This window comes from Polyangiaceae bacterium (assembly GCA_020633205.1).
Taxonomy (GTDB): domain Bacteria; phylum Myxococcota_A; class Polyangia; order Polyangiales; family Polyangiaceae; genus JAHBVY01.
Genome location: JACKEB010000013.1, coordinates 609,856 through 632,550, shown reverse-complemented (window position 1 = coordinate 632,550; position 22,695 = coordinate 609,856). Strand labels below are relative to the sequence as shown.

19 protein-coding genes are annotated in these 22,695 nt (G+C 64.1%); 9 read left to right on the top strand and 10 right to left on the bottom strand.

Annotated features, from left to right (window positions below; translation table 11 throughout):
- Nucleotides 1-2 precede the first annotated feature (2 nt).
- Nucleotides 3-1,559 (bottom strand): aryl-sulfate sulfotransferase, encoded by a 1,557-nt coding sequence (locus H6718_19030; protein MCB9587503.1) that lies wholly within the window; start codon nucleotides 1,557-1,559, stop codon nucleotides 3-5.
- 415 nt (nucleotides 1,560-1,974) lie between these two features.
- Between H6718_19030 and H6718_19025 the strand changes: the two genes are divergently transcribed.
- Nucleotides 1,975-3,591: an ATP-binding cassette domain-containing protein gene (locus H6718_19025; protein MCB9587502.1), complete on the top strand. Its 1,617-nt coding sequence runs from the start codon at nucleotides 1,975-1,977 to the stop codon at nucleotides 3,589-3,591.
- A gap of 234 nt (nucleotides 3,592-3,825) precedes the next feature.
- A complete protein-coding gene (locus H6718_19020) occupies nucleotides 3,826-4,335 on the top strand; it encodes a hypothetical protein (protein MCB9587501.1) in 510 nt (169 codons plus the stop codon).
- Nucleotides 4,336-4,500: 165 nt separating this feature from the next.
- Here the strand turns inward: H6718_19020 and H6718_19015 are convergent, their stop codons facing one another.
- The 6 genes from H6718_19015 to H6718_18990 form a co-directional block, all read right to left on the bottom strand.
- On the bottom strand, nucleotides 4,501-5,262 hold the full coding sequence (locus H6718_19015; protein MCB9587500.1) for a hypothetical protein: 762 nt from the start codon (nucleotides 5,260-5,262) through the stop codon (nucleotides 4,501-4,503).
- Nucleotides 5,263-5,281: 19 nt separating this feature from the next.
- The gene (locus H6718_19010; GenBank protein ID MCB9587499.1) at nucleotides 5,282-6,235 is read right to left on the bottom strand and encodes a serine/threonine-protein phosphatase; all 954 of its coding nucleotides are present in this window, start codon (nucleotides 6,233-6,235) and stop codon (nucleotides 5,282-5,284) included.
- A gap of 96 nt (nucleotides 6,236-6,331) precedes the next feature.
- Nucleotides 6,332-7,111, bottom strand: a complete 780-nt coding sequence (locus H6718_19005) for a M23 family metallopeptidase (GenBank protein MCB9587498.1) — start codon at nucleotides 7,109-7,111, stop codon at nucleotides 6,332-6,334.
- Nucleotides 7,112-7,235: 124 nt separating this feature from the next.
- Entirely contained in the window at nucleotides 7,236-8,405 is a 1,170-nt protein-coding gene (locus H6718_19000) for a DUF4105 domain-containing protein (protein ID MCB9587497.1), read from the bottom strand.
- A gap of 72 nt (nucleotides 8,406-8,477) precedes the next feature.
- Nucleotides 8,478-9,998, bottom strand: a complete 1,521-nt coding sequence (locus H6718_18995; GenBank protein MCB9587496.1) for a hypothetical protein — start codon at nucleotides 9,996-9,998, stop codon at nucleotides 8,478-8,480.
- Nucleotides 9,999-10,260: 262 nt separating this feature from the next.
- On the bottom strand, nucleotides 10,261-11,127 hold the full coding sequence (locus tag H6718_18990; protein MCB9587495.1) for a sulfite exporter TauE/SafE family protein: 867 nt from the start codon (nucleotides 11,125-11,127) through the stop codon (nucleotides 10,261-10,263).
- Nucleotides 11,128-11,477: 350 nt separating this feature from the next.
- Here H6718_18990 and H6718_18985 point away from each other — a divergent pair, with 350 nt between their 5' ends.
- The 3 genes from H6718_18985 (at nucleotide 11,478) to H6718_18975 (ending at nucleotide 13,538) form a co-directional block, all read left to right on the top strand.
- Entirely contained in the window at nucleotides 11,478-12,509 is a 1,032-nt protein-coding gene (locus tag H6718_18985; protein ID MCB9587494.1) for an MBL fold metallo-hydrolase, read from the top strand.
- A gap of 169 nt (nucleotides 12,510-12,678) precedes the next feature.
- Nucleotides 12,679-13,089: a YeeE/YedE family protein gene (locus H6718_18980; protein MCB9587493.1), complete on the top strand. Its 411-nt coding sequence runs from the start codon at nucleotides 12,679-12,681 to the stop codon at nucleotides 13,087-13,089.
- Entirely contained in the window at nucleotides 13,086-13,538 is a 453-nt protein-coding gene (locus H6718_18975) for a YeeE/YedE family protein (GenBank protein ID MCB9587492.1), read from the top strand. Before H6718_18980 ends, H6718_18975 begins: the two co-directional genes overlap by 4 nt.
- A gap of 78 nt (nucleotides 13,539-13,616) precedes the next feature.
- Here H6718_18975 and H6718_18970 read toward each other — a convergent pair whose 3' ends face one another.
- On the bottom strand, nucleotides 13,617-14,903 hold the full coding sequence (locus tag H6718_18970) for a sigma 54-interacting transcriptional regulator (GenBank protein MCB9587491.1): 1,287 nt from the start codon (nucleotides 14,901-14,903) through the stop codon (nucleotides 13,617-13,619).
- Between the two features lie 52 nt (nucleotides 14,904-14,955).
- On the opposite strand from H6718_18970, the gene H6718_18965 reads away from it, so the two are divergent.
- Nucleotides 14,956-15,621, top strand: coding sequence for an NUDIX domain-containing protein (locus H6718_18965; GenBank protein ID MCB9587490.1), 666 nt, complete (start codon nucleotides 14,956-14,958; stop codon nucleotides 15,619-15,621).
- 9 nt (nucleotides 15,622-15,630) lie between these two features.
- Here H6718_18965 and H6718_18960 read toward each other — a convergent pair whose 3' ends face one another.
- A complete protein-coding gene (locus H6718_18960) occupies nucleotides 15,631-15,819 on the bottom strand; it encodes a hypothetical protein (protein MCB9587489.1) in 189 nt (62 codons plus the stop codon).
- A 273-nt stretch (nucleotides 15,820-16,092) separates the two neighbouring features.
- Nucleotides 16,093-17,298 carry an alpha/beta fold hydrolase gene (locus H6718_18955; protein MCB9587488.1) on the bottom strand — a complete coding sequence of 402 codons (1,206 nt, stop codon included), beginning with the start codon at nucleotides 17,296-17,298 and terminating at the stop codon, nucleotides 16,093-16,095.
- Between the two features lie 174 nt (nucleotides 17,299-17,472).
- Here H6718_18955 and H6718_18950 point away from each other — a divergent pair, with 174 nt between their 5' ends.
- Genes H6718_18950 through H6718_18940 form a run of 3 tightly spaced genes read left to right on the top strand, consistent with a single transcriptional unit; the run spans nucleotide 17,473 to nucleotide 22,629 of the window.
- A complete protein-coding gene (locus H6718_18950; protein MCB9587487.1) occupies nucleotides 17,473-18,078 on the top strand; it encodes a TetR/AcrR family transcriptional regulator in 606 nt (201 codons plus the stop codon).
- Nucleotides 18,071-19,342 carry an efflux RND transporter periplasmic adaptor subunit gene (locus H6718_18945; GenBank protein MCB9587486.1) on the top strand — a complete coding sequence of 424 codons (1,272 nt, stop codon included), beginning with the start codon at nucleotides 18,071-18,073 and terminating at the stop codon, nucleotides 19,340-19,342. Before H6718_18950 ends, H6718_18945 begins: the two co-directional genes overlap by 8 nt.
- Nucleotides 19,339-22,629: an efflux RND transporter permease subunit gene (locus tag H6718_18940; GenBank protein ID MCB9587485.1), complete on the top strand. Its 3,291-nt coding sequence runs from the start codon at nucleotides 19,339-19,341 to the stop codon at nucleotides 22,627-22,629. Before H6718_18945 ends, H6718_18940 begins: the two co-directional genes overlap by 4 nt.
- Nucleotides 22,630-22,695: the final 66 nt, after the last annotated feature.

Genomic DNA, 22,695 nt, shown 5'->3' with positions numbered 1-22,695 from the left:
AGCTACTCGGCTTCACCCGGCAGTCGTAGCGACGGGATGCAGCGATACGAGAAGTCGCCCTCGTTGCCATCAAGCACCCACACCCACTGACCCGTGGTTGGGTCCACTTCGCGGATACGCGAGTGAGAGGGAAACGGCATGGAGGTGGACTCCGTGACCGTGCTGTCCAGGATCAGGAAGCTGTCGTTGGACAGGCGGTCGATGTCACCTGCGATCAGCGACAGGTAGGTCTCTTGGTCGTCGACCCAAGCGATGCTGGCCTCCATCGTCTGAGTGTCGAGTGCGATGCGCATCGGGCGCGTATTCCAGAGTGATTCGTTCTGGTAAGGGTCGCCAACGCCGTTGTCGAAGAGCACCAAGCTCCCGTCTGGCTGCAGCTCTGGTGAGTGCTGATGGAAAAACCAGCGGTCGCCGTTCAGGGTGAAGTCGCCTTCGTCGCCGAGCTTCCAGACGATGTCGCCCGTCTTGTGGTCGATTTTGATGATCCAGTCCTGGTGGCGCATGCTGAAAATCAGCGAGTCGTCCGTCGCATCGTAGATCACGCCGTTTCCGTGGCTCCAGTCCTTGGCCTGCTCGCCGGTGGTGGGGCTGAAGATGGGGTAGAACGGGTTGTCAAAGTCAGCACGCTTACGCTGAGGGTCGAGGTGGTCGAGCGCGCTCCAGCTCCAGGTGATGATTCCTTGAGGGCTAAACTCCACGAGGAAATCACCGACAACGTAGTGATCTTGGTTGTCTGCCGGATAGTTGATTTCCCGCGTCTCGATGCTGATCGCCAAGAAGTTCCCGTTGGGGAGCGCGATGATATCGTGGTGGAAGAGCGGCACGCCGAGCTGGCTGACGTTCACTTCGCTCTGCACGGTCCCGAGTTCATCGATGATCTGCATGCGGTCCCCGAGGATAAACAGAATGTTTCCGTCGGGTAATAGCTTGATACCACCAGGGAGGTCGTCCAACGCCTCTGCGTCCGGATATGCGAGGAACCAGCGCGTCTTGCCGAGGGGATCGATCAGATACACGCCGGCGTTTCCGACGACGGGCGCCTCGGAGTAGTCGAACATACGGTAGTCCGGCGCGGGGGTTCCGTTGGTCGTTACGCTGAAGCTGCTCTTGTAGCCAGGGAGCGCCGCCGGGGTCTTGAAGCTTACTGCGAAGCGATCGGTACCGACAACGAGGTCCGCTGAGTAGTCCGTGTCGGGTTCGAGGCCGCGCAGCCGATACGTCCGTGCCTCGGAGTCCGACTCGGGTAGCGATGCAATGTGTACGCCAGGGTCCGCCGAGGCGGCGTCGAGCTCCAGTCGAGCTTCGATTCCGTCGGGCAACGCGACGTTGACATCCACGACCATCGGCTGCTTCGGGTACAGCTCGGGCGTGAGGGTGGGTTCGATGACGCCGCCGGTGCCGCCGCTGCCGCCTCCAGCTGAGCCGGAAGTACCGCCCGTGCCTCCGCTGCCCGCGACACCTCCGGCGCCGCCGCTCGCCCCCACGGGTTCATCGTCACCACAGCCGAACTGTAGCCCCGAAGCACACACCACCACCAAAGCCCCAAGCAACAAGCGCATGTCCCGGATTTAGCATGAGGTCCGCTGAGTGGCGCCCAGCACCTCACCTGGAGCGAAACTCCGCGACTCCAGGACGGACCGTGCGCTGCCCTGAGAGTGGAAGTTTCCGTGTTGCGTCGCTCGCCGGCGTTGCCACAGGGAAATCTTTGGACGACCTACCAAGCCGCATGAGGAATCCGGCCCACTGGCCGACCCTCGCCTCCCAAACGCGCTGGCGGTGGCCGTTTGACCGGCTGGAGCCGCCTGCTGCACCTGACGATCCGCGGGATCCTGCCTCTAGGCCGGGGGTTTGTTCCGCTGTGAAGTCACGCACTTGAGTTTGGAGCTGAGGCTGTCATGGTTGCGCCCGCCAGAGCCTGGGCGCCCCCCGCGCTCGCCTGCCGATTGCCTACCCCTTACCCCCGCGAGGTCAGCCATGATCACCGTTAGCGAAGTCTCCATGAACTTTGGCGAACAGGTGCTGTTCGACAACGTCAACGTCACCTTCAACGAAGGGGAGCGCTACGGACTCACTGGCCCAAACGGCGCTGGCAAGTCGACGTTCATGCGTATCGTTACCGGCGAGCAGGAGGCCATGGCGGGCAACGTGCGTCGCCCGAAGCGCGTCGGGATCCTCCGGCAGGACCACTATCAGTTCGAAGAGAACCGCGTGATCGACGTGGTGCTGATGGGCAACGACAACCTCTGGAAGGCCATGCATGAGAAGGAGACGTTGCTCGAGAAGGGGGACGCCCTCACCGATGAAGACGGCATGCGGCTCGGCGAGCTGGAAGGGGTAATCGCCGAAGAAGACGGCTATATGGCGGAAGCCGAGGCAACCGAGCTGCTGGAAGGCCTCGGTATCCCGGAAAAATTCCACGCGGGGAAAATGTCAGCGCTGACCGGCGGCGACAAGGTACGCGTGCTGCTCGCGCAATCGCTCTTCGGCAAACCTGATGCGCTGCTCCTCGACGAGCCCACCAACGCCCTCGACATCGCGAGCATTCGCTGGCTCGAAGGCTTCTTGCTGGACTACCGGGGCGTGCTCGTCGTGATCAGCCACGATCGTCACTTCCTCAATGAGGTGTGTACGCGCATCGCCGACATCGATTACCAGACCATCATCGTCTACCCTGGCAACTACGACGACATGGTCCATCAGAAGGCCGAGGCTCGCGGAAGCCTCGAGCTTCAAAACTCGGCCAAGCAGAAGAAGATCCAGGACCTCCAAGAGTTCGTGCAGCGGTTCCGTGCGGGTAGCCGTGCGAGTCAGGTCAAGAGCCGAGAAAAGGCGCTGGAACGCGAGAAGCAGGCGCTCAGCGACCTCAAGCGCTCGAACATCGAGCGTCCGTGGCTACGCTTCGAGCTGAAGCGCCCCAGCGGCAAGCAGGCGCTCGGCGTAGAGGGGCTGACGAAAAGTTTCGGCGAAATCTCGATCTGCGACAACCTCAACTTCAGCCTGTTCCGCGGGGATAAGGTTGCGGTCGTCGGTCCGAACGGCGTTGGTAAGACCACGCTGCTCAAGATGCTCGTGGACGAGGTCAAGGCGGACTCTGGTAAGATCGAGTGGGGCTACGAAGCCAGCGTCGGCTATATGCCCCAAGATCACCACGAGCAGATCGAGAAGAGCGACGTCACGGCACACAAATGGCTCTGGGGCTGGGCAGAAGAGGCGGACGAGGAGCAGATCCGCGCGATGTTCGGCCGCCTACTCTTCAAGAAGGACGAGCCGTTCAAACCGACGAAGGTGCTCTCCGGTGGCGAGACCGTGCGTCTTTTGTTGGCGCGACTCATGCTGCTCAAGCCCAACATCCTGCTGCTCGACGAGCCAACCAACCACCTCGATCTCGAGTCGATTCGCTCGCTCACCGATGCGCTCGTGAGCTACGAGGGCAGCTGTATGTTCGTCACCCACGATCGCCAGATGGTGAGCACAGTCGCCGACCGCATCCTCGAGCTCAGCGAAGACGGTGTGCGCGAGCTGACCCCCCAGCAGTTCATGGAGGGCGACTTCCTCACGAAGCACAAGACCTACCAGAAGCCCGGTTGGTGAGCCGAGCGTCGACCGCGTGGCATCTGCCGCCGCAGACAGGTGGGTGCGGCGCCGATCGAGCCGACCGCGCTGCGGGATCCGCAGTGTTCGTTCGCAGGCCAAACGTCACGCTCCGGAGTCAGCCTCACACTCCGGAGTCAGCGTACCTGGAGTTTTAGGCGGACGGAGCGCCGTGGTGCTCTTGCGTCCGCCACCCGGCTCTGCGATGGCTGAACGGCGTCTATGGAAGCGTACTTGGTCGACTCACTGGGCAAACTCGGCTTCAACCGCGGCAACTACCGCGTGTTGATGCTGCTGCCGCTGGTCTACGTTGCGTGGGCCGACGGCAAGATGGAAGACGTCGAGATCGAACGCATCGACGCCATCGCCAAGGAACGTTTCTTCACGGATACGACAGGCCTCGAGATTCTGGACAGCTGGCTCGCGGAGCGGCCTTCAGAAGAGTACTTCCGCCAGGGGTTGGAGGACCTGTTTCTGTTGGCTCAAACCGAAGACGGTGAACCGCTGGTCCATGCCGAGGAGCTGCACGAGCTCCTGAGCCATGCGGAAGCCATCGCGCGAGCCACGGCCCACGCTTTCGACGACCCACGCGCCGTCACCAGAGAGGAAGAGGTCGCGTTGGCCGAGATCGCCAAGCTCTTACGCGTCGACAATGGAATCAGCTGGCGTCGCCTGCTCGACGATTTGGACGCCGGTCCAGCTTCGATCCAGGCTGGGCGCGCGCCGCGCTCACGCCGCGCCTAGTCAGCCCCCCGACTCGCCACGACGCGCCTGGGCGCTGTAGTACCGCTGGGCGCTGCTGTCGTCGTACTCGCTGCTGTCCTAATCGCTGCTGTCCTAATCGCTGCTGTCGTCCTAATCGCTGCAGTCGTCCTAATCGCTGCAGTCGTGTTATTCGCTGCAGTCGTCCTATTCGCTGCAGTGGCCGTCCACCAAGCGGCACATCTCGTGACGCTTGCAGAGATCGGACGCCTTGCAGTGCTTTGCTTCCGTCGGGATACATCCAGCGGAGCGGGCGGCGCACTCTCCCTTGCGTTTGCAGTCGCTGCTCTTCTCGCAGTCATCGTCGGAGCTGGCGACGCATACACCGCCTTTGGCGCTGCACAGGCCGCTCTTCTCACATGCGGTGCTCGCCTTGCAGTCACTACTCGAAGCGGCGCAGACGTCGCCGCGCTTGATGCATTGACCTCGCAGCCCACACTGGATGCTTGCCTTGCAGTGGGCGTCCGAGTCCGCAACGCAGCGACCTGAACTCGCAGCGCACAAACCATGCACCTTGCAGGGCACTTCACCGGCACAGTGCTCCGTGGAGCACAACGTCGGATCCAGCTCTGGGCAGTCGACACAAGGCACGCAGCCATCGCCGCTGAGCTGCAACACATCCAGGTCGAGGTCTTCGAGCTGCTGGGCCAGGCTCTTCTCTGGTGCGCTCGCGCTAGGTGCAGCGTTGGCGCTTGGCGCGGCGTTGCCCTGAGCCGCTACTGACGCTTCGGCGCTGACCCCCGCGCTGGGAGGTAGCGCCGGAGCGCCGTTCGCGGTGCTGCCCGAGTCGGTACCATCCCCGCCGCCACCACAATCAGAGCAGCCTGAGCAGCCACTAGTCGCCACGGCTAAGCACGAGACGGCGAAGTACAGCCAGCGCCTGCTCCCGGCGTTCGACAGCTTCCCCACCAGAGACTCCATCGGTGCGTTACTTCGGTTGCTTCTTCAGCAACTGCCCCAACTGCACCATCAACTCGTCACGGAGCTGTCCGCCGGTGACGACTAGCGCCGCATCCTCGATGCCGAGGATCATCAGCTCAGGAGAGTCGTCATCGTCCAGATCGGGGATCGTGGTTTGCGGCCCTGGCCGCTTCACTTCGCCGTCGGCTTCGAAGTCGCAGGTCACAACGCCGATGTTGTCGCGCCCTCCAACGGCGTTGGCCAGGTCCACGAGCAACTGGTTCACGGCTGCTGGCGATTCCTCGAGGCGCAGCGTGGCTTCAATTTCGGTGGGCTCGACGTATCCACACAGACCGTCACTACAGAGCAGGTAGCGATCTCCGGGCAGCGCTCGGTGGCTCGTGACAGCGACGCGCAGCTGCTGATCCATCCCAAGGGCGCGCGTCACCACGCTGCGCGGAAAGCGCGAGATCACTTGATCGTCCAGCTCCGGCTGCGTCTCGAGCACGTCCTGCAGCAGTGAATGATCTTGGGTGAGTTGCTCCAACGCGCCACGCCGCAGGCGATAGGCTCGGCTGTCCCCCACGTGAGCGATGTGGAAGAGGTGGCTACGTGGGGAGTAGAGCCCGGCGACCACGGTGGTTCCCATCCCGCGGTACTTGCCGTGAGTCCGGGAGATCTCAACCACGTCCTTGTTCGCCTTCTGCACAGCCGCCACCAACCGGCGCGCGTCGTTGGGTAGCCCGAAGCGGTCGAAATCGGGGCGGTCCCAGGCCTTGCGAACCGTGGCCCCCACGTAGTTCGAGATACTCGTGCAAGCGAGCTTCGCCGCCACTTCGCCAGCCTTGTGTCCACCGGCGCCGTCTGCGATGGCGATCAGGCCAAGGTCCTCGCGAACCAGGAACTGGTCCTCATTGTGACTGCGGCGACGTCCAACGTCCGTCTGCCCGGCAGCGACCAGCGTCATGCGTCCATGCGTCATCGAGGACCTCGTTCTCGCATTAACCGTCCACCCTCAATTCCGCGTGGCAACACACTTCGGCACGCACTGAGGGGCACCCGCACTTCGAGGGCTCTGCTAGCGGCTGGGCAGCAGGGAGATGTCTGGGTTGGCGTCACTCGCGGTGTACAGAGCATGCCAGGGGGTGCTGGCTCCGCGCAAGGCGCCCTGCGCCGGCGTGAACTCAGGCTTCTTCGCGCCCATGCAACTCAGAACCACGTAGGGGTCCAAGCGTCGGTGTCGCTGCAGCCCGGCCTCCACCTTCACCCCGGAGGGCTTTAGGCAGCGCTCCTCGAGCTTTGCGAGCAACGCGTCCGCGGCCGGGTTGTCACTCTGGTCACGTCCCGAATGGGTCTCGTCTTTCGCCGCCCGCTCCGTAGGTTGTACGACCAGCTCGAGGTGCAGGTGCGGCATCACGCTAGGACCCGACGCGTTCCCACTCTTGCCCACCGCACCCAGCTCTTGCCCGAGCTCGACGCGCGTGTAGACATCTTCAGTCAGGTTTTGCTTGGACAAGTGGGAGTAGAAGAACGAGAGGTAGCCTGAGCCCCAATCCGCCGGCACCGGGCAGACGAGTTTCACCACGCGGCCGTAACCGCCAAGCATGCCCTGTGTTGCCTCACCGGAACACGCGGCGAGGATAGGCGTCCCCACGGGCGCAAGCAGATCTACGCCGTTGTGCTTGCCATGGTAGCGCGGTGCGAGGAACTGTCCCTGCCCTGCCTTATCCGCACGGATCCCATGGTCCAGGGGGAGCACCCAGCCAACGCTCGGGAGCGTAGACGCTGAGCTCGCTGCTTCTTCCTCCGCGGCCGCCTCGACGGCGGCGTCCACGTCATCGTCTTGATCCGTGCTCAACTCCGCGGGCAATCCGGGAGATGGAGAGGGCGCAACCGCCTCACGAGCGGTTTGCCCACACGCCGAGCTAAGCACCGACGTCAGCGCCAGCACCCCAAGCGCCGCACTTAAGCCCTTGGATTTGCTAAGGTTTCCCCTCAGTGACAGACACGCTGTCCGGCTCTCTTCTGCTCCCCAGGCCATGTTTTCGAACCTTAGCAAAGGGTGCTCGAACCGCTCCAATTGTTGACCAACCAAGCCAGCCCAGAGGAAGCAACACCAATAACGCGGGCGCCACGAGGGGCTGCCTCAACACACCGATCACGCTCAGAATCAGGGTGCAAAGCGCGGCCAAGGCGCGCAGCCTCGCGTAGCTCGTGCGCGCTCGTGCCCCGAGGAACCCGAGACTCAAGTCGGTTGGCCAGAAGAGCAGCAAGGCTTGATTGACCCGCAGCTCTTGCATGTGGGCGAGCAAGCTGAGTCCCCAGACCAGGACTCCCAAGGCTCCCAAAATAGTCCCGCACAGCACCACCGCGACGCGCGCGAAACGCCCCCGCCGCCCGACGGCCACGAGCGGCAACGTCAGCCCAAGCGCCAGCGACATGAAGTAGTGCCACGTCGGGCCGGGACGCGCGGGAAACGGCGGCCCGCGACGGCTGTTGACGCGCTCGGGCTTTGCTCCGAGCTCGGAGGTCAGCTCGGCTCGCAGGTTGCTCGGCAGGAACATCGCCTCGTTCCGCGTCATATCGCGATCGAGCCGCGGCCCTGCGAATAGCTGCCCGGCAGCAATCGCAAGCGGCCACTCAGCGAGCCCCTGCGCACCCAGCTCTCGGCGTGTGACACCCGCGCTGGCGTCAGCGCCCTTCAGGAACGCTCCGCCGGTGGCATCGTCGATGACGTCACGGATGCGTGTCGTGCAGTTGTCGTCAAAGTGATGGTAGCGGTAGTACCTATTTTCCTCGCGGCTATCTTCCTCGAGGCGCGCAATGACCCTGCGTGTTTGTTCGGGGGTGAGGGGCAACACCTGGCGGAACACGTCGCGATCCGTCGAGATGTAGGCGCGGAGCATGCGATCGCGCGGCCAGATGGCCACCCAGAAGCGAGAATTTCCACGAATGAACTCCCAACCGATCTTCTCCGGCGGTGTCTGAAAGTCCGTCGTGCCGTAGTTGTAGCAGCGACCCCGCTCCCGGCTCTCGACGCACACAGCAGCGTGGCCGAAGCGCTCGAAGAGGTCCTTCCCCGGTCCCATCGTGTAGACGACGATCTGAGGATCGGCGCTCAGCGCGCCGAGCAGTGCCAAGCTGGGGATCACGTGCGTTAAGTCTCGCGCGGAAATGCGCGCGCGCAACTCGCCACAGCTTCGCCTTCGCGTCGCAAGCGCGGCTCAGAAGTCGTAATTTGCGAACGCTCGGCCGCCAAACAACAGCGAGTCGTCCACGCCGTTTGCGCGCGCGGCTGCCCCAGCGTTCATCGCAGGCCCTGGATCGAGAGCGCCGCCCTCGACTCCGAGGGTCAAGAGGCTGCCCCAGGCGAGGGCTCTGAAACGCGCGCCGAAATCGTACTCCGTTCCCCAGTACCCCTCGGAGGCACCACCCAGCGCGGTTCGGGCTGCACCACCGGCCAACCTCGTGTTCGCCGGGTCTCGAGGAACCACTGGAGCAAACGCGAAAAGCACTCCGCCGTACACGTCGAGTCCGGGGAGCAGGCGGTATCCGATCCGAGGAAAGAACGCCAAGGTGTCGATGGCGCCACCTTCAGTCGCCAGGCGTTCCGCCTGGTTCAACGGGGCGCCGAGCGCGGGATCTGTCGCCGTCGCAACGCTGCGGGCCGACTGCGCGCGCACCACCTGGTCGAAGAGCACCACGCCAAACTGATAGTTTGGATCGGCTCGGAATCCGGTCGCGGTTCCATCCTGGACGTCAGAGTCACCACTCAAAAACAGCGAATCAATCGCGACAGACAAGCGATCGGCGAGCAACGTGGTGCGCCCGGCCCAAGCAAAGGCCCGAAGGTCTTGCTTGACCAACAGGCCAGTCGGCTCGAGCTCCGTGGTTCCGTGCTGATATGCCGCTTCGGCGTCGAGCAGCAGCATGGCGTCGCCCAAGTCGAAGCCGAAGGTAACGCTGGCATCGACGATGAGGTAGTTCGCTTGTTTGCCTTCGGCGTCCTCGTCCCGACGCAACGCGACGTGCAGTTCGCCCCGGTCGAGGTCGAGCCCACCGAAGCTCAGGCCAAGGTCAGCGCGCAGGCTCGGCTCATCGTCTCGAACAGACTCGTCCTCCCGGAGCACACGCTCGTCTTGGAGCACCCGCTGGAGCGCGATGTATCCTTGAAAATCCGCATCGCCGAGCGGGCCCGTGAAGAGGCGGGCCTCGAGGACGCGATCGCCTCCGCGAGGATCCACAAACCGCGTGTCTCCTGGCGCGGGGTCGTGAGCGCCGTCGTTCTCGATCATGCCGAGCCCCCAGTGGCTGGTGTTGAAACCTCCCTGGAGGCCGATCCAATCACCGACGCGTAACGCCAGGTTGGCCTTTCGCAGAACCGGCTCTGTCGAGCCTTGCCCAGGGTACCCGCGGCCTGCGGGCGCGTCGGCCCCGCCATTATCTCCACGAACTAGCTCATGCTCGTATTCAGCGTGAACCCCGAACTCGCCGAGCCGCAGCCCAGTGTCGAACTCCGCCCCCAGGCGCACCAGCGGCGACAGCAGCGTGCTGGCGTCCAGCTGGGTGCCCGCTGCATCGAGTGGAATTCTAGGAACTACTTCCCCACGGATTCGTCCCGTCCCCTGAAGCACGAGCCGTGTGCAGCGCCCCATGTCGAGCGTCAGCGGATGGCCCGGTCGCTGTTCTCCTCCGAATATCGCGACCGCGGGCACGGGACCGCTCGCGCTGTCCTGGGTGGTCACGCAGAGGCCCGTGCTTTGGGCGTGTGCCGAAGGCGCGAAGCACCACGCGCCGCAGCCTGCCGCCGCGGCTACCCAGCGTTGGAGACGCCAGCGCCGGGCTCCCCTCACTGCACCCTCACCCCCAAAACCGCGGTGGGATCCGCGGCCCCTTCCACTCTGCATCACCCGAACATTTAAAAGAAACGGCGCGGTGTGTGAACACTCCGCGCCGTGCTGCTGGTTTCTTTGCTGCTGTTTCTTCTGTGAAACTAGCTGTGCTGTCCTAGGCGGGCGTCACTTCCTCCCGGGGCTGGGCCGAGCGAGCCGCCATACGCCGAGCGTACACGGCCATCAGACTGGCAGCCACGACTCCAGCGACCGCGACGGGCAGCACACCGACCAGGCGACTCTTCACGACTTCGGCGCCAATCACGAAGAACCCCATGATGAGCACGAAGAACGCGAAGGCCTTGCGCAGCGTGTCCTGAGGCAGCTTGCTCACCATCCGAGTCCCCACGAAGGTGCCGAGGACTGCAGCCACGGAGAAGCCGGCGGTCAGCATCCAGTCGATCTCGACGTGGCCGAGGTGACCGGCAGCGCCAGCGAACGACTTCAACGCGATGACGAACAGCGAGGTGCCGACTGCCTCCTTCATGGGCAGGCCGCCGAGCAGCGCCAGCGCCGGAACCACGAGGAATCCCCCGCCCGCGCCGATCAGGCCAGTCACCGCACCAACGATCAGGCCTTCAACCGGCACCAACCACAGGGCGTGGGGCTTGCCATCAGCCTTGGACTCCTTGCGACCGCGCAGCATCGCGAGCGCCGTGATCAACATCATCAACCCAAACGCGCCAAGCAACACGGTGCCCGGGATCAAGTAGGCAACACGGCCACCGAGAAACGCGCCGATCATGCTCGATACGCCGAAGAACAGACCAGTGCCCCAGCGCACGTTGCCGTTTCGGGCGTGCTGGACCGAGGCGACCGCGCTCGTCACACCAACCACGATTAAGCTCATCGCGATTGCGGGCTTCGCAGCGATCCCCACGACGTACGTGAGGATGGGTACCGTCAGGATGGAGCCTCCTCCACCGAGGAGGCCGAGGGAGATGCCGATCAGGGCGGCGAGGATCAAAGAAACAACGAGCATGAGAGTGCCTTCTTCAGCAACGGGTGAGTGTCTGGTTGCAACGAAAAGCGAGAGTCGTGCCAGCGCGCCGGACACCAAGGAATACGGGCAAATTCCCCCCAAGTTGAGCTGTCTCCGAGGAACGAGCTTCCGTGCAACGTTTCACCTGGAACGGGTTGCAACGCTCCTTGAAACGGGTCGCAACGGCTTCCATGCGCAGACCGGCTCCTTGTCGCCCCGATGTTGGCCCGGGTAGCGCCCGGGTCGCGCGAAAATCACGCAATACGCAGGCACGAGCCGCCCTCGGACTTTGGCACACACCTTGTAAGGAACGTGCTGAGACCCACCAGGGACGACGTTTGGAGGATCCCGTGTTTCTGCGACAACTCTTCGACCTAGACAGCTCGACGTACACCTATCTCGTCGCTGACCCTGAGACCAAGCAGGCGGCACTGATCGACCCTGTGAAGGGACAAGCGGATCGCGACCTGCAGCTGATTGCTGAACTGGGCTTCGAGCTTCGCTACGTGCTCGACACCCACGTCCACGCAGACCACATCACTGCGGCCGGAGAGCTTCGGGAGCGAACCGGTGCGGAGAGCGTCGCCGGTAAGGCCGGTGCCGGCTGCGTGTCGGTGCATGTTTCACACGGAGACGCGCTTCCGCTCGGAAATTTATCAATCCGCGCGCTGGCAACTCCCGGGCACACCGACGACAGCATGAGTTACCACGTCGGGAACGCTGTGTTCACTGGGGATGCTCTGCTGATCCGCGGCTGCGGCCGGACGGACTTCCAGAACGGTGACGCCGGCACGCTCTTCGACTCCATCACCGGTGTGTTGTTCGAACTCCCCGCGGATACGCAAGTATTCCCCGGACATGACTATCGAGGGCACGCAACGAGCACGATTGCCGAGGAACGCTCGCACAACCCACGGGTAGCGGGTCGGACGAGGGAGCAGTTCATCGAACTGATGAACAATCTGCAGCTCGCCAAGCCGCGGCGAATCGACGAAGCCATTCGGGCGAATCGCGTATGCGGCAACACGAGCGCACCATTCGCGAGCCTCCCCAAAGCACCCACGGGCTACTTCCAGCTCCAAGCTGACGAGTTCGTACAAGCAGTGCCTGACGCGCGGCTCATCGACGTCCGTGAACCAGCGGAGTTCGAAGGTGATCTTGGTCACGTTCAAAACGCCGAGCTCGTTCCGCTCTCGACCGTCGCGCGAGCAGCCAAAGACTGGTCGCGGGACCAGCCGCTCTTGATGATCTGTCGTTCGGGCCGTCGGTCAGCGATGGCCGCGGAGCAGCTGTTGGGGATGGGCTTCGAACAGGTCGCGAACCTCGAAGGCGGGATGCTCGCCTATCACCACGTCCTCGAGAACGCGCCCACCTTGCGCTGACAGCGCTTGGCCCAAGGTTCTCCTTCCCCTCACTCGGCACCCCACACCCCTCACCCCTCACGAGCTCGCTCACCGGCGCTACCGATCCGTCGCAAAGCGGACGGGGTCGCGCTGCAGCCAACCCTCGGATTGACGCATGGATATCGCAACAGAGACCTTCACACCTGGTATGTCCGCCCTTGGGGGCGCTCTGATTGGCTTGAGCGCTTCTCTACTCATGCTGAGCCACGGTCGCATCGCTGGAATCAGCGGCATCGTCGGCGGGTTGCTCGAAACACGCTCGAAGGATCGGGATTGGCGCCTGGCATTCGTGCTCGGCCTTGTCGCCGGTGGCGTCGCGCTGTTGTTCGCCTACCCCACGGCGTTCGCCGTAGACATCCATCGCAACTCGGTAGTCGTCGTTGCGGCTGGTCTGCTCGTCGGCTTCGGCGCGCGCCTTGGCAGCGGCTGCACCAGCGGTCACGGAGTCTGCGGTATCAGCCGATTCAGTCGTCGCTCCCTCGTCGCGACCGCAACGTTCATGACGACCGGGGCGATCACCACACTCGTCTACTCACTGGTCGCCGGAGGTGCCTCGTGAAGCATGCATTCGCGTTCCTGGTCGGTCTGATCTTCGCCGTAGGGCTTGGCCTTGCAGGCATGACCCAACCGGCAAAGGTGGTTGGCTTCCTGAACTTCACCGGGCACTGGGACCCGAGCCTTGCGTTCGTGATGCTCGGCGCAATCGGAGTCAACTTCGTGCTTTTCCGCCTGGTTTTGAAGCGCAAATCGCCGCTCTTCGAGGGACTGTTCCAGGTCCCAGGCAACATCCATCTAGACCAACGCCTGATCATGGGCTCGGGGATCTTCGGCATTGGTTGGGGCCTCGCGGGCTACTGCCCCGGTCCGGCCATCGTCTCGAGCGGCGCAGGGAGCGGGCGCGCCATCCTGTTTACCGCCGCCATGCTGATCGGAATGCTGCTCTTCAGGGCTTTCATCAGCTGGGACACGAAGCGAGGCGATGAGCGCGTGACGCAGCTCTCCAGGTAGCGGTAGCCCTCCCGCCTGCCCTTCACGGCCGCCGGCTCACCAGTCGGCGGCCGCGGTGCTTTCAAGGAGCCGAGCGCGTCATTCGTCTCCAGCCAACCCATAGCGACGGAGCTTGCGCCACAAGGTAGTGCGGCTGATTCCAAGGCTCTGCGCGGCTCGCTCTCGGCTGCCGCCCGCACGCTCGAGCGCCTGCACCAGCCGTCGTGCTTCCGCGGGGAGATCCACATCTGGCTCCGCAGCGACGTTGAGCGATGCAGGAGCGAGGGGCGCGTCTCCTCGCACCTCCGGGGGCAGCTCAGCTTCCGTCAGCACCGCTCCACTTCCCATCACGAAGGCATATTCGATGGCGTTCTGAAGCTCTCGAACGTTTCCTGGCCAATCGTAGCTCTCGAGGGCTCGCAGCGCACCGGACGATACGTGTGAGACTTGGCGCTTCGAGCGTTGGTTCCACTGAGTCACGAAGTGCTGACTAAGGAGCCCCACATCCTGCGGGCGCTCGCGCAACGCTGGCAGGAAGAGCGGGATGACCCGCAGACGATACATCAGGTCCGCACGGAATCGACCCGCAGCGACCTCACTGCGTAGAGAGCGATGGGTCGCCGTGACCACTCGCACGTCTACAGGGATCGGTTCGCGGCCACCGATGGGGAGCACGCTGCGCTCCTGCAACACACGCAACAGCTTCGCCTGCAGGTCCAGGGGGAGCTCCGCCACCTCATCGAGAAACAGCGTGCCCTTGTGAGCGAGTCGAAAGTGTCCCTCGTTGTCACGGATCGCGCCGGTGAATGCGCCTCGCACGTGACCAAATAGCTCGCTCTCTAGCAACTGCGCGGGCAGCGCCGCACAGTTGATCGCGCGAAACGGACCGTTTGCGCGCTCCGACTCGAGATGGACGGCGTGCGCAACGAGCTCCTTACCACTTCCCGTTTCCCCGCGGACAATTACGCTGGAGTCCGCGTGAGCCACCTTGACGAGATCGGCGAGCAACGCCTTCATGCGCGCGTCACAAGTCAAGATGCCGTGAAAATTGACCTGGCCCTCGGCGAGGGTACTGCTGCTCTCCGTCTCCAGGAACAACATCCAGCCCTGGGGCGGATCGGACAAAGGGATCGCCCGCACGCGAAGCATCCTCGCGCCGCCGTCAGGATCAAGCCGAGGCAGGCGCCCAGTTGTGGCGCGGCCCTCTGCCAGGGCTTCGGCGATGGGGCGTTCGCCTGCTTCCCCACACAGCACCTTCGACGCCAGTGTCCCGAGGGGAAGCTCGGACCCGACGAGCTCTTCCGCGAGGGCCGTGCGCTCGATGATCTTCAAGCGCTCGTCCAAGACAATCACCGCGCCAGCGGCCTCTTGAAGCGCCAACTGCATCAGCTCGTTGCGACTCACGGGCGTCACTCTAGCAGGGTGATACGCTGGCCCGGTGAGTGTTCCCGCACTGCCCTCGGCGACCTGCGTTCTGCTCCGTGACGCGGCAGACGGCACACTGGAGGTCTTACTAGTCCAGAGAAACTCGCGCCTCAGCTTCCACGGCGGCGCCTGGGTCTTTCCCGGAGGTCGAGTCGACCCGAACGACGCTGGCGATGACGAGCTGAGCCAAGCGAAGAGCGCTGCGCTCCGGGAGACCCAGGAGGAGGCCGGCCTCGAACTCGCAGAGGCGGAGCTCGGCACCGACGCGCACTGGATCACGCCGACTGGGCGCCCGAAGCGCTTTCGCACCTGGTTCTTCTGGGCGCCAGCTCCCCCTGGCGCGGTGGAAGTCGACGGCTCCGAGGTGCTCACGCACCGCTGGCTCAGCCCCAAGGCGGCCCTGAAGGTCCACGCGCGCGACGAACTCGAGCTGCCACCCCCCACCTTCGTCACCCTGTGCAAGCTCGCCCGTTTCAATTGTATCCGCGAGGCAATGGAAAGCCTCGAGCGCCGGGAGCCGGAGCGTTTTACTCCGCGGCCAGTTGTGGGGCCGAGCGGTATCGTCTCCTTGTACGAAGGGGACGCGGGTTACGAAGCAGCGGACGTGAGCGCTCTGGGACGGCGCAGGCGACTGCTCATGCCAAACGCCGGAAGCTGGCGCTTCGAAGACAGCGAGTGAGCAGCGAACTCACTCTGAAGTGTCGTACTGCAGCGGATCGATCTCGAGCAACGTCGGTTGCTTCTCGCGCGCCTCGTCGATGTCGTGCTGCAACGGATCGATCTCCAGCAGGGTCGGCTGCATGGAGCGCGGCGGCTCCGCGTCTGTTTCACCGTCCCAAGCGAAGTCGATGTCGTCAGTGTCGGGCGGTTGGGACACGGGTGTGCTCGGCTCCCGCGCGCGACGCCGCGTACCACTCGACCGATCAAGGTCGGGCTTCGGCTTGCGGGTGGTTGCTTTCCTACTCGTCGCCATGTCGGGCACCGGTCGCTCAGTCGAAGCCTACTGACTCTAGCTAGCCCTGGCTAGCCTCCCGGCGCCCGAAGCAGCGCTCCCTCACCCCCAAAAACAGAAGCGATCCCGACGCTTGCACGTTGCCGCAAACCCTCGCGTATCTCGGGTTGGGTTTCAGGATTCTCACCGTGACCGCGCCTAGTCTTGCTTCAGGAAGTCGCAGACGAGGGGATGCAGGACATCTGGCAGTTCGAATTGGGGCACGTGTCCGCAGTCCTGCAAAACCACCGAGCGGGCTCCAGGGAGTGCCTCCTCGACGTGTTTGGAAAAACCGCTCGGCACCAGCACATCCCGATCGCCCCAAACGAACAGCGCTGATGGGCCAAGCTGCTTCAAGCGCTCCCAGAACCCGCGGTCTCCCCACGGGTTGTCCAGGTAGATTTGCCGCGCGGCACTGAACAACGCTATCCGCCCGCGACGCGTGGAGAACACGCGAAAGAACTCGTCTGCCGCCGCGTCGAACCAGGGCGCAGGCACGCGGTCTGGCTTGGAGAAGATCTGCTGCATCACCCCCATCACGAGACTGCGCGGCACTTTGAGCGGAAGCGCGCCCAACTCCGGACGGATCACTTTCACCAACGGCACCAACTGGCGCAGCTTGCGAAAGGCAACCGCCGGGCAATACAACACGAGCTTGCCGACCCGCTCGGGGTAGCGCAGCCCGACCTCGATCGAGATGCGACCACCCATGGAATTTCCGATCAGGTGAGCGCGCTCGATGCCCAGGCTGTCCATGAGCTGAATCACCCATTTCGCGAAAAATTCCGCATGGTAATCGATCATGGGCTTCCCGCTCTCGCCGAAACCAGGCAAGTCAGGCACGATGACCCGTCGGTCTTTGGCTAGCGGAGGGAGCGTGGGCAGCATCGACGCACCGGTCGCGCTGAGACCATGAAGCAGGATCACCGGGAGGCGTTCGGATCCCTCTCCTGCTTCGAGCAGGAAGGTGTCGATGCCGCCTGCCGTCACCCGGCGAGGCCGCGAATACGTGCGCTTGCGCGGCCCCTTGAGCAATACCTCGAGCTTGAGCGCCAGCGCGATAGAGCCTCGAACTCGCAGGAAGCCTTTCAGCCACAGATCGACGCCGGAGTGCTCGCCCTCGAGGAGCTCCGCCAGCGTCAGCGCGTCCGCGTACACCGTCGCATCGGGGCGGCGCGTGGGTCCTGGCTCAGCGACGACTCGAGACGCCTTGCTGCTGATGGTCCAGCTGCCAACACCGCCTGCTTCGATCACCAGGCGCTTGCCAGCATCCTCGGGGAAGGGCCAGTGGGAGACCAGGCCGTCTCGGAGCGCAGCATCGATACGCTGACGCACCTTGGCTGACTGCAGCGCGGCCAGAGTCATGCCGATGACTTAGTACGTAACCCCGCACGCGCACCAATAAGGCGTGGCCGTGCAGGCCCCTCCTGGGGAGCCTGCAAGTCGCCTGGAGTTCGCCTCCAGCGGTGACGAAGGCAATTGACACCAGGAGCGCTGCATTTCATAAGTGAGCGCCCACTTACTAATTGTGAGACCCCTATGGTTCGACCTCGCCAGATCAGTGACGAAGCCATCCTGGACGGAGCGCGCGAGTGCTTCCTCGAGCACGGCCCTGGAGTGTCCACCGTTGCCATCGCGCAGCGCCTTGGGGTCAGCCAGGGCGTGTTGTTCCAGCGCTTCGGAACCAAGAACGAGCTGATGCTCGCGGCACTTGCTCCGCTAGAACGCCCTGGCTGGACAAGCCAACTCGAGAGTGGGCCAGACTCACGGGCGCTACCTGTTCAGCTGCGCGAGATCGCCGCCCAAGCCACGGACTTCTTCGAAGAGATCGTGCCCAAGGTAGCCGTGCTGCGTGGCGCGGGTATCGAGCCCAAGTCGGTCTTCCGCGATTCAGACTTGCCGGCGCCCGTCCTCGCCCAGCGGCGACTCGCGAGTTGGATGCGACACGCGTTGGCCCAGCGCCGCGTACGCCCTTGTGATCCGGACGCGGTCGCCCTGATGTTTTTGGGATCTCTACAGATCCGCCCCTTCTTGGCTCACGTAGCGCGTGATATCGGCCCCGAACGCGAAACTTATCTCGATCACCTGGTCGAGAATCTCTGGCGGATGATCGCGCCGGACTCCAAGGACCCCACCGATGCCTAAAGCTAGCCCCTTGCCCGCGGAGCACCCGACCAAACAGCGGCTGATTGGCTGTCTCTTCGTTCCGCTAGCCATCATCGCGCTCTCCATCGGTGGCTTGATCGTGCTCTCGCAGCTCCGGCAAGCGGCGAACCGGCAGAAGCCGGCGCCGCAGATCCCGCTCGTGCAAGTGGTCACATCCCGCACGGAAACGCTACCAGCGCATGTATCCGCTACGGGGACCGTGGAGGCAGCGAAGGAGCTCACCCTGAGCCCAGAGGTGACGGGACGCGTGACCTATGTTTCTCCAAACTTGGTCACCGGCGGTCGGGTCAAGCAGGGAGAGACGCTGCTGCGCATCGACGCCAGCAGCTACGCGCTCCAGGCGCGCCAGCAGAAGACGGCGATCCGCAAAGCGGAAGCCGACTTGCGAATGGAGGCAGGGCGCCAAGAGATCGCGAAGCAAGAGTGGGAGCTGGTCGGCGACGGAACGCCCCCCGACGAAGCGGAGCTCGCGCTGCGGAAGCCGCAGATGGACGCAGTGAAATCCGGCCTCGACTCGGCGAAGACCGGCCTACGCCAGGCCCAGCTGAACCTATCACGTACGACCATCCGCGCACCGATGAACGCCATCGTAGTCGCGGAACACGTGGAGAAGGGTCAGGTCGTTGCCCCGGGGATTCAGATTGGCTCACTCATGGGTGTGGAGCAGTTCTGGGTACGCGTCAGCGTGCCGGTGGCGCTGCTCGACGACTTGCAGATCCCTGGGCTCCAGGGCGAAGAAGGCTCCGAGGCCCGCGTCATCCAGCGCCTGGGCGGGGAGCGGAATCTCGAGCGCAAAGGACGCGTGCTGCGATTGCTCGGCCAGCTCGACGCGAAGACACGTACTGCTCAGCTGTTGATCGCGGTGGACTCCCCCCTGGAGAAGCCGGAGAGCGGCTCCCCCGTCCCAATCCTGCCTGGCGCTTATGTCGAGGTCGACATCCAGGGTCGCGCGCTCAAGGGCGTGACCAAGCTACCCCGAAGCGCGCTCACCGGGGGTGATTCCGTGTGGATCGTTGACAAGGATCATCGCTTGGCCAAGCGACGCGTCGCGGTACGCTGGAGCGGAGACAACGATGTCTATGTGGGCGGGGAGCTCAAGGACGGTGACCGCGTGGTGGTGAGCCCGATGACCCTGCCATTGCCCGGTCAACAGGTGAAGGTGGAGGGCGACCCCGATACGAAGCCAGCGGGGAGCGCGGCTCCGGGCGCTGTGCCGCAGCAGGCGGGCGGGGCGAAGGAATGAGCTCGGGCACGGGAGGTGGGGGTGAGGGGCGCCGGGACACGCCGGTCGATGAACTGATCCCCCCGGAAACAGCACCGGAGCCAGTCGGACCGCCACCGAATGACGAAGCGACCAGCGATCCGGAAGAGCACCAGCTCACCGCCGAAGAATTGAAGGGCCCCATCGCTTGGATGGCGAGCAATCACGTCGCGGCCAACTTGCTGATGCTGATCTCCATCGCCGCCGGCCTGATCGGGGCGTGGTTCGTGAAGCAGGAGGTCTTCCCGGAGTTCGACCTCGACGTGGTTCGAGTGACCGTGCCGTACCCCGGGGCGAGCCCGACGGAGGTCGAACAGGGCATCGTGCTCGCGGTGGAGGAGGAGCTGCGCGGCATCGATGGGGTCAAGCACGTGACCTCCAGCGCTTCCGAGGGCAGCGGAACGGTGGTCGCCGAACTCAACCTCGGCGTGGACCAGAACTCCGTGCTGGCGGACATCAAGGGCGCCGTCGATCGCATTCAATCCTTCCCCGAAGACTCGGAGAAGCCCACCGTCAAGCTCGAGATCCGACGCCGCGCCGTGATCCAGATGGTGTTGGCCGGCAATCTGGAGCGAACCGAGCTACACGCGGTGGGTGAGCGGGCTCGGGAAAAGATCCTGGATTCTGCTGATGTCACCCAGGTGGAGCTCGGTCAGGTGCCTCCCTTGGAGGTGGCCATCGAAATCCCCCGGGAAACGCTCGAGAGCTACGGCTTGAGCCTACCCGAGGTCGCGCAGCAGGTGTCTGCGTTGTCCCTCGAGCTGCCTGGCGGTGAGCTCGAGACCAAAGGCGGCGAGCTCTTGGTGCGCGTCTCGGACCGGCGCCTCACGGTTCGCGATTTCCAGAACCTGAAAATCCGCGGCACCAAAGAGGGCTACAGCGTGCGCCTTGGTGATATCGCCAAGATCAGCGACGGCTTCCGCGACACGGATCAAGAGGCGTACTACGACGGCAAACCTGCGCTGACGCTGACCGCTTACCGCACGGGTGACGAAACCCCCAACGCCGTCGCCGCGGCAGTGCGGTCGTCCCTCGCGGAGCTCAAGCAAGACCTCCCCCCGGGGGTCCAGATCCACGTGCTGGATGACGACTCCGAGACCCTGAACGCTCGCTTAGGGTTGCTCCAGAGCAACGCGGTTCAGGGCTTCGTGCTGGTGCTGGTCATCCTCGCGATGTTCTTGAAGCTCAGGCTCGCCGGCTGGGTCTCCCTGGGGATCCCCATCTCGTTCCTCGGCGCGCTCGCGCTGATGCCCGCTTTGGACATCAGCGTGAACATGGTGACGAGCTTCGCGTTCATCGTCACCCTGGGCATGCTGGTGGATGACGCCATCGTCGTGGGTGAGAACATCTACACGAAGCAGCAGCAAGGCGTGCCGTCGCTGAAGGCCGCGATCGTCGGTGCGAAGGAGATGGCGGTCCCCGTCACCTTCGCGATCTTGACCACGGTGGCGGCGTTCGCGCCGCTCTATTTCGTGCCGGGCACGATGGGGAAGATCTTCCGCTTCATTCCCATCATCGTCTGCATGACCCTCGCGTTCTCGCTGATCGAGTCGTTCTTCGTGCTCCCAGCGCACCTCAGCTCCCGCCCGGGCAAGCCACTGTCCCGTCGCATCGATCGCGGGCAACAGTGGGTCTCGAAGAAGCTCGAGTGGCTGATCGAGCGCACGTATCGCCCGGTGATCACGAAAGCGCTCAACCATCGCTACATCGCGGTGGCGTGTGGCATCGCCTCGCTGATCTTGACCGTAGGCGTGCTGCGTGGCGGCTTCGTACCGTTCAGCTTTTTTCCGAAGCTCGAGGGCAACAAAGTCACCGCCTTCGCGCGCCTGCCCTACGGCGCACCCGAGGAGGCGCGCGCGCGGGTTCGCGAGCAACTCGAGCGGAGCGCTGAAGAGGCTATCAAGCAGCTCGGCGGTCGGCAGTATGTGCTTGGGGTGTACACCCGCCTGGGCGAGGGCCCCGAGGTGCGCGGCGCGGCTCAGGAGTCGAGCGGCAACTTGGTCACGATCGACGTGAATCTCGTCGCGAGCGACCAACGCAGTTTCTCTTCCAACGCATTCGCCGCGGCCTGGAGCAAGACGACCCCGGTGATTGCCGGCGTGGACGCGCTGACCTTCAACGGCGGTAGTGGCCCCGGAGCAGGACAGGCGCTCAACGTCCAGCTCTCCCACAGCGACACTCGCGTCCTCGAGCGCGCTTCAGAGGACCTGACGGAGTCGCTGCGTGGCTTCTCCGATCTGAACAGCATCCAGAACACGTATGCCGCGGGGAAACCGCAGCTGGACTTTCACCTGCTGCCCGCCGCGCAGACCTTCGGGCTCACCGCGGGAGACGTCGGACGCCAGCTACGCGGCGCGTTCTTTGGCGCGGAGGCGCTCCGCGAACAGCGAGGCCGAAACGAGCTGCGAGTGATGGTGCGACTCCCAGCCGAACAGCGCTCGAGCGAGTACGACCTGGAGAAGCTGCTCATCAAGACACCCGAAGGCGGGAACGTGCCGCTGGGTCAGGTGGCGAGCTTCGATCGCAACCGAGCACCAACGGCAATCGCCCGCGAGGATGGACGGCGCATCGTCAACGTGACCGCGGAGCTGGCACCCGGAGTGCGCTCAGTCGAGAACGTGCTCACGGCGCTGGACAAGGACGTCTACCCGAAGCTCAAAGCCAACTATCCAGGCCTTCGCCTCGACGGCGCTGGGCAACAGCGTAGTCAGGAAGAAGCCATGGGCAGCCTGCGGCGCAATTTCTTGCTGTCGATGATGGCGATCTACGTCTTGCTCGCGATTCCGTTCAAGTCCTACTTCCAGCCGATCATCGTGATGAGCGTGATCCCGTTTGGCTTCGTCGGTGCGGTGCTCGGCCATTTGATCATGGGCTACGAGCTATCCATCAGCAGCATGTTCGGCTTGATCGCGCTGTCGGGCGTCGTGGTGAACGACTCATTGGTGCTGGTGCACGCAACCAACGAGTATCGCGCAGAGGGCATGACGGCCTTCCAAGCGATGATCGAGGCAGGCGTGCGGCGCTTCCGACCTATCCTGCTCACGTCGGTGACGACCGCAGGCGGCTTGCTGCCGATGATCACGGAAACTGATCGCCAGGCGCGCTTCTTGATCCCCATGGCCATCAGCCTCGGCTTCGGGATCCTGGTCGCGACGGTGATCGTCCTCGTGCTGGTGCCCTCGCTCTACATGATCCTGGAAGACATCCGCGCCTTCTACTTTGGCCCCGAGCGGCCGAAGGGGCGCCTGAGCGCTTCGCCTGCGGAGTAGCCGTCTGAAAGCCGATTTTCGGCCCGTTCGCACCCCTAGGCGCCTCGTGCTAAGCAGCGCCCCCCG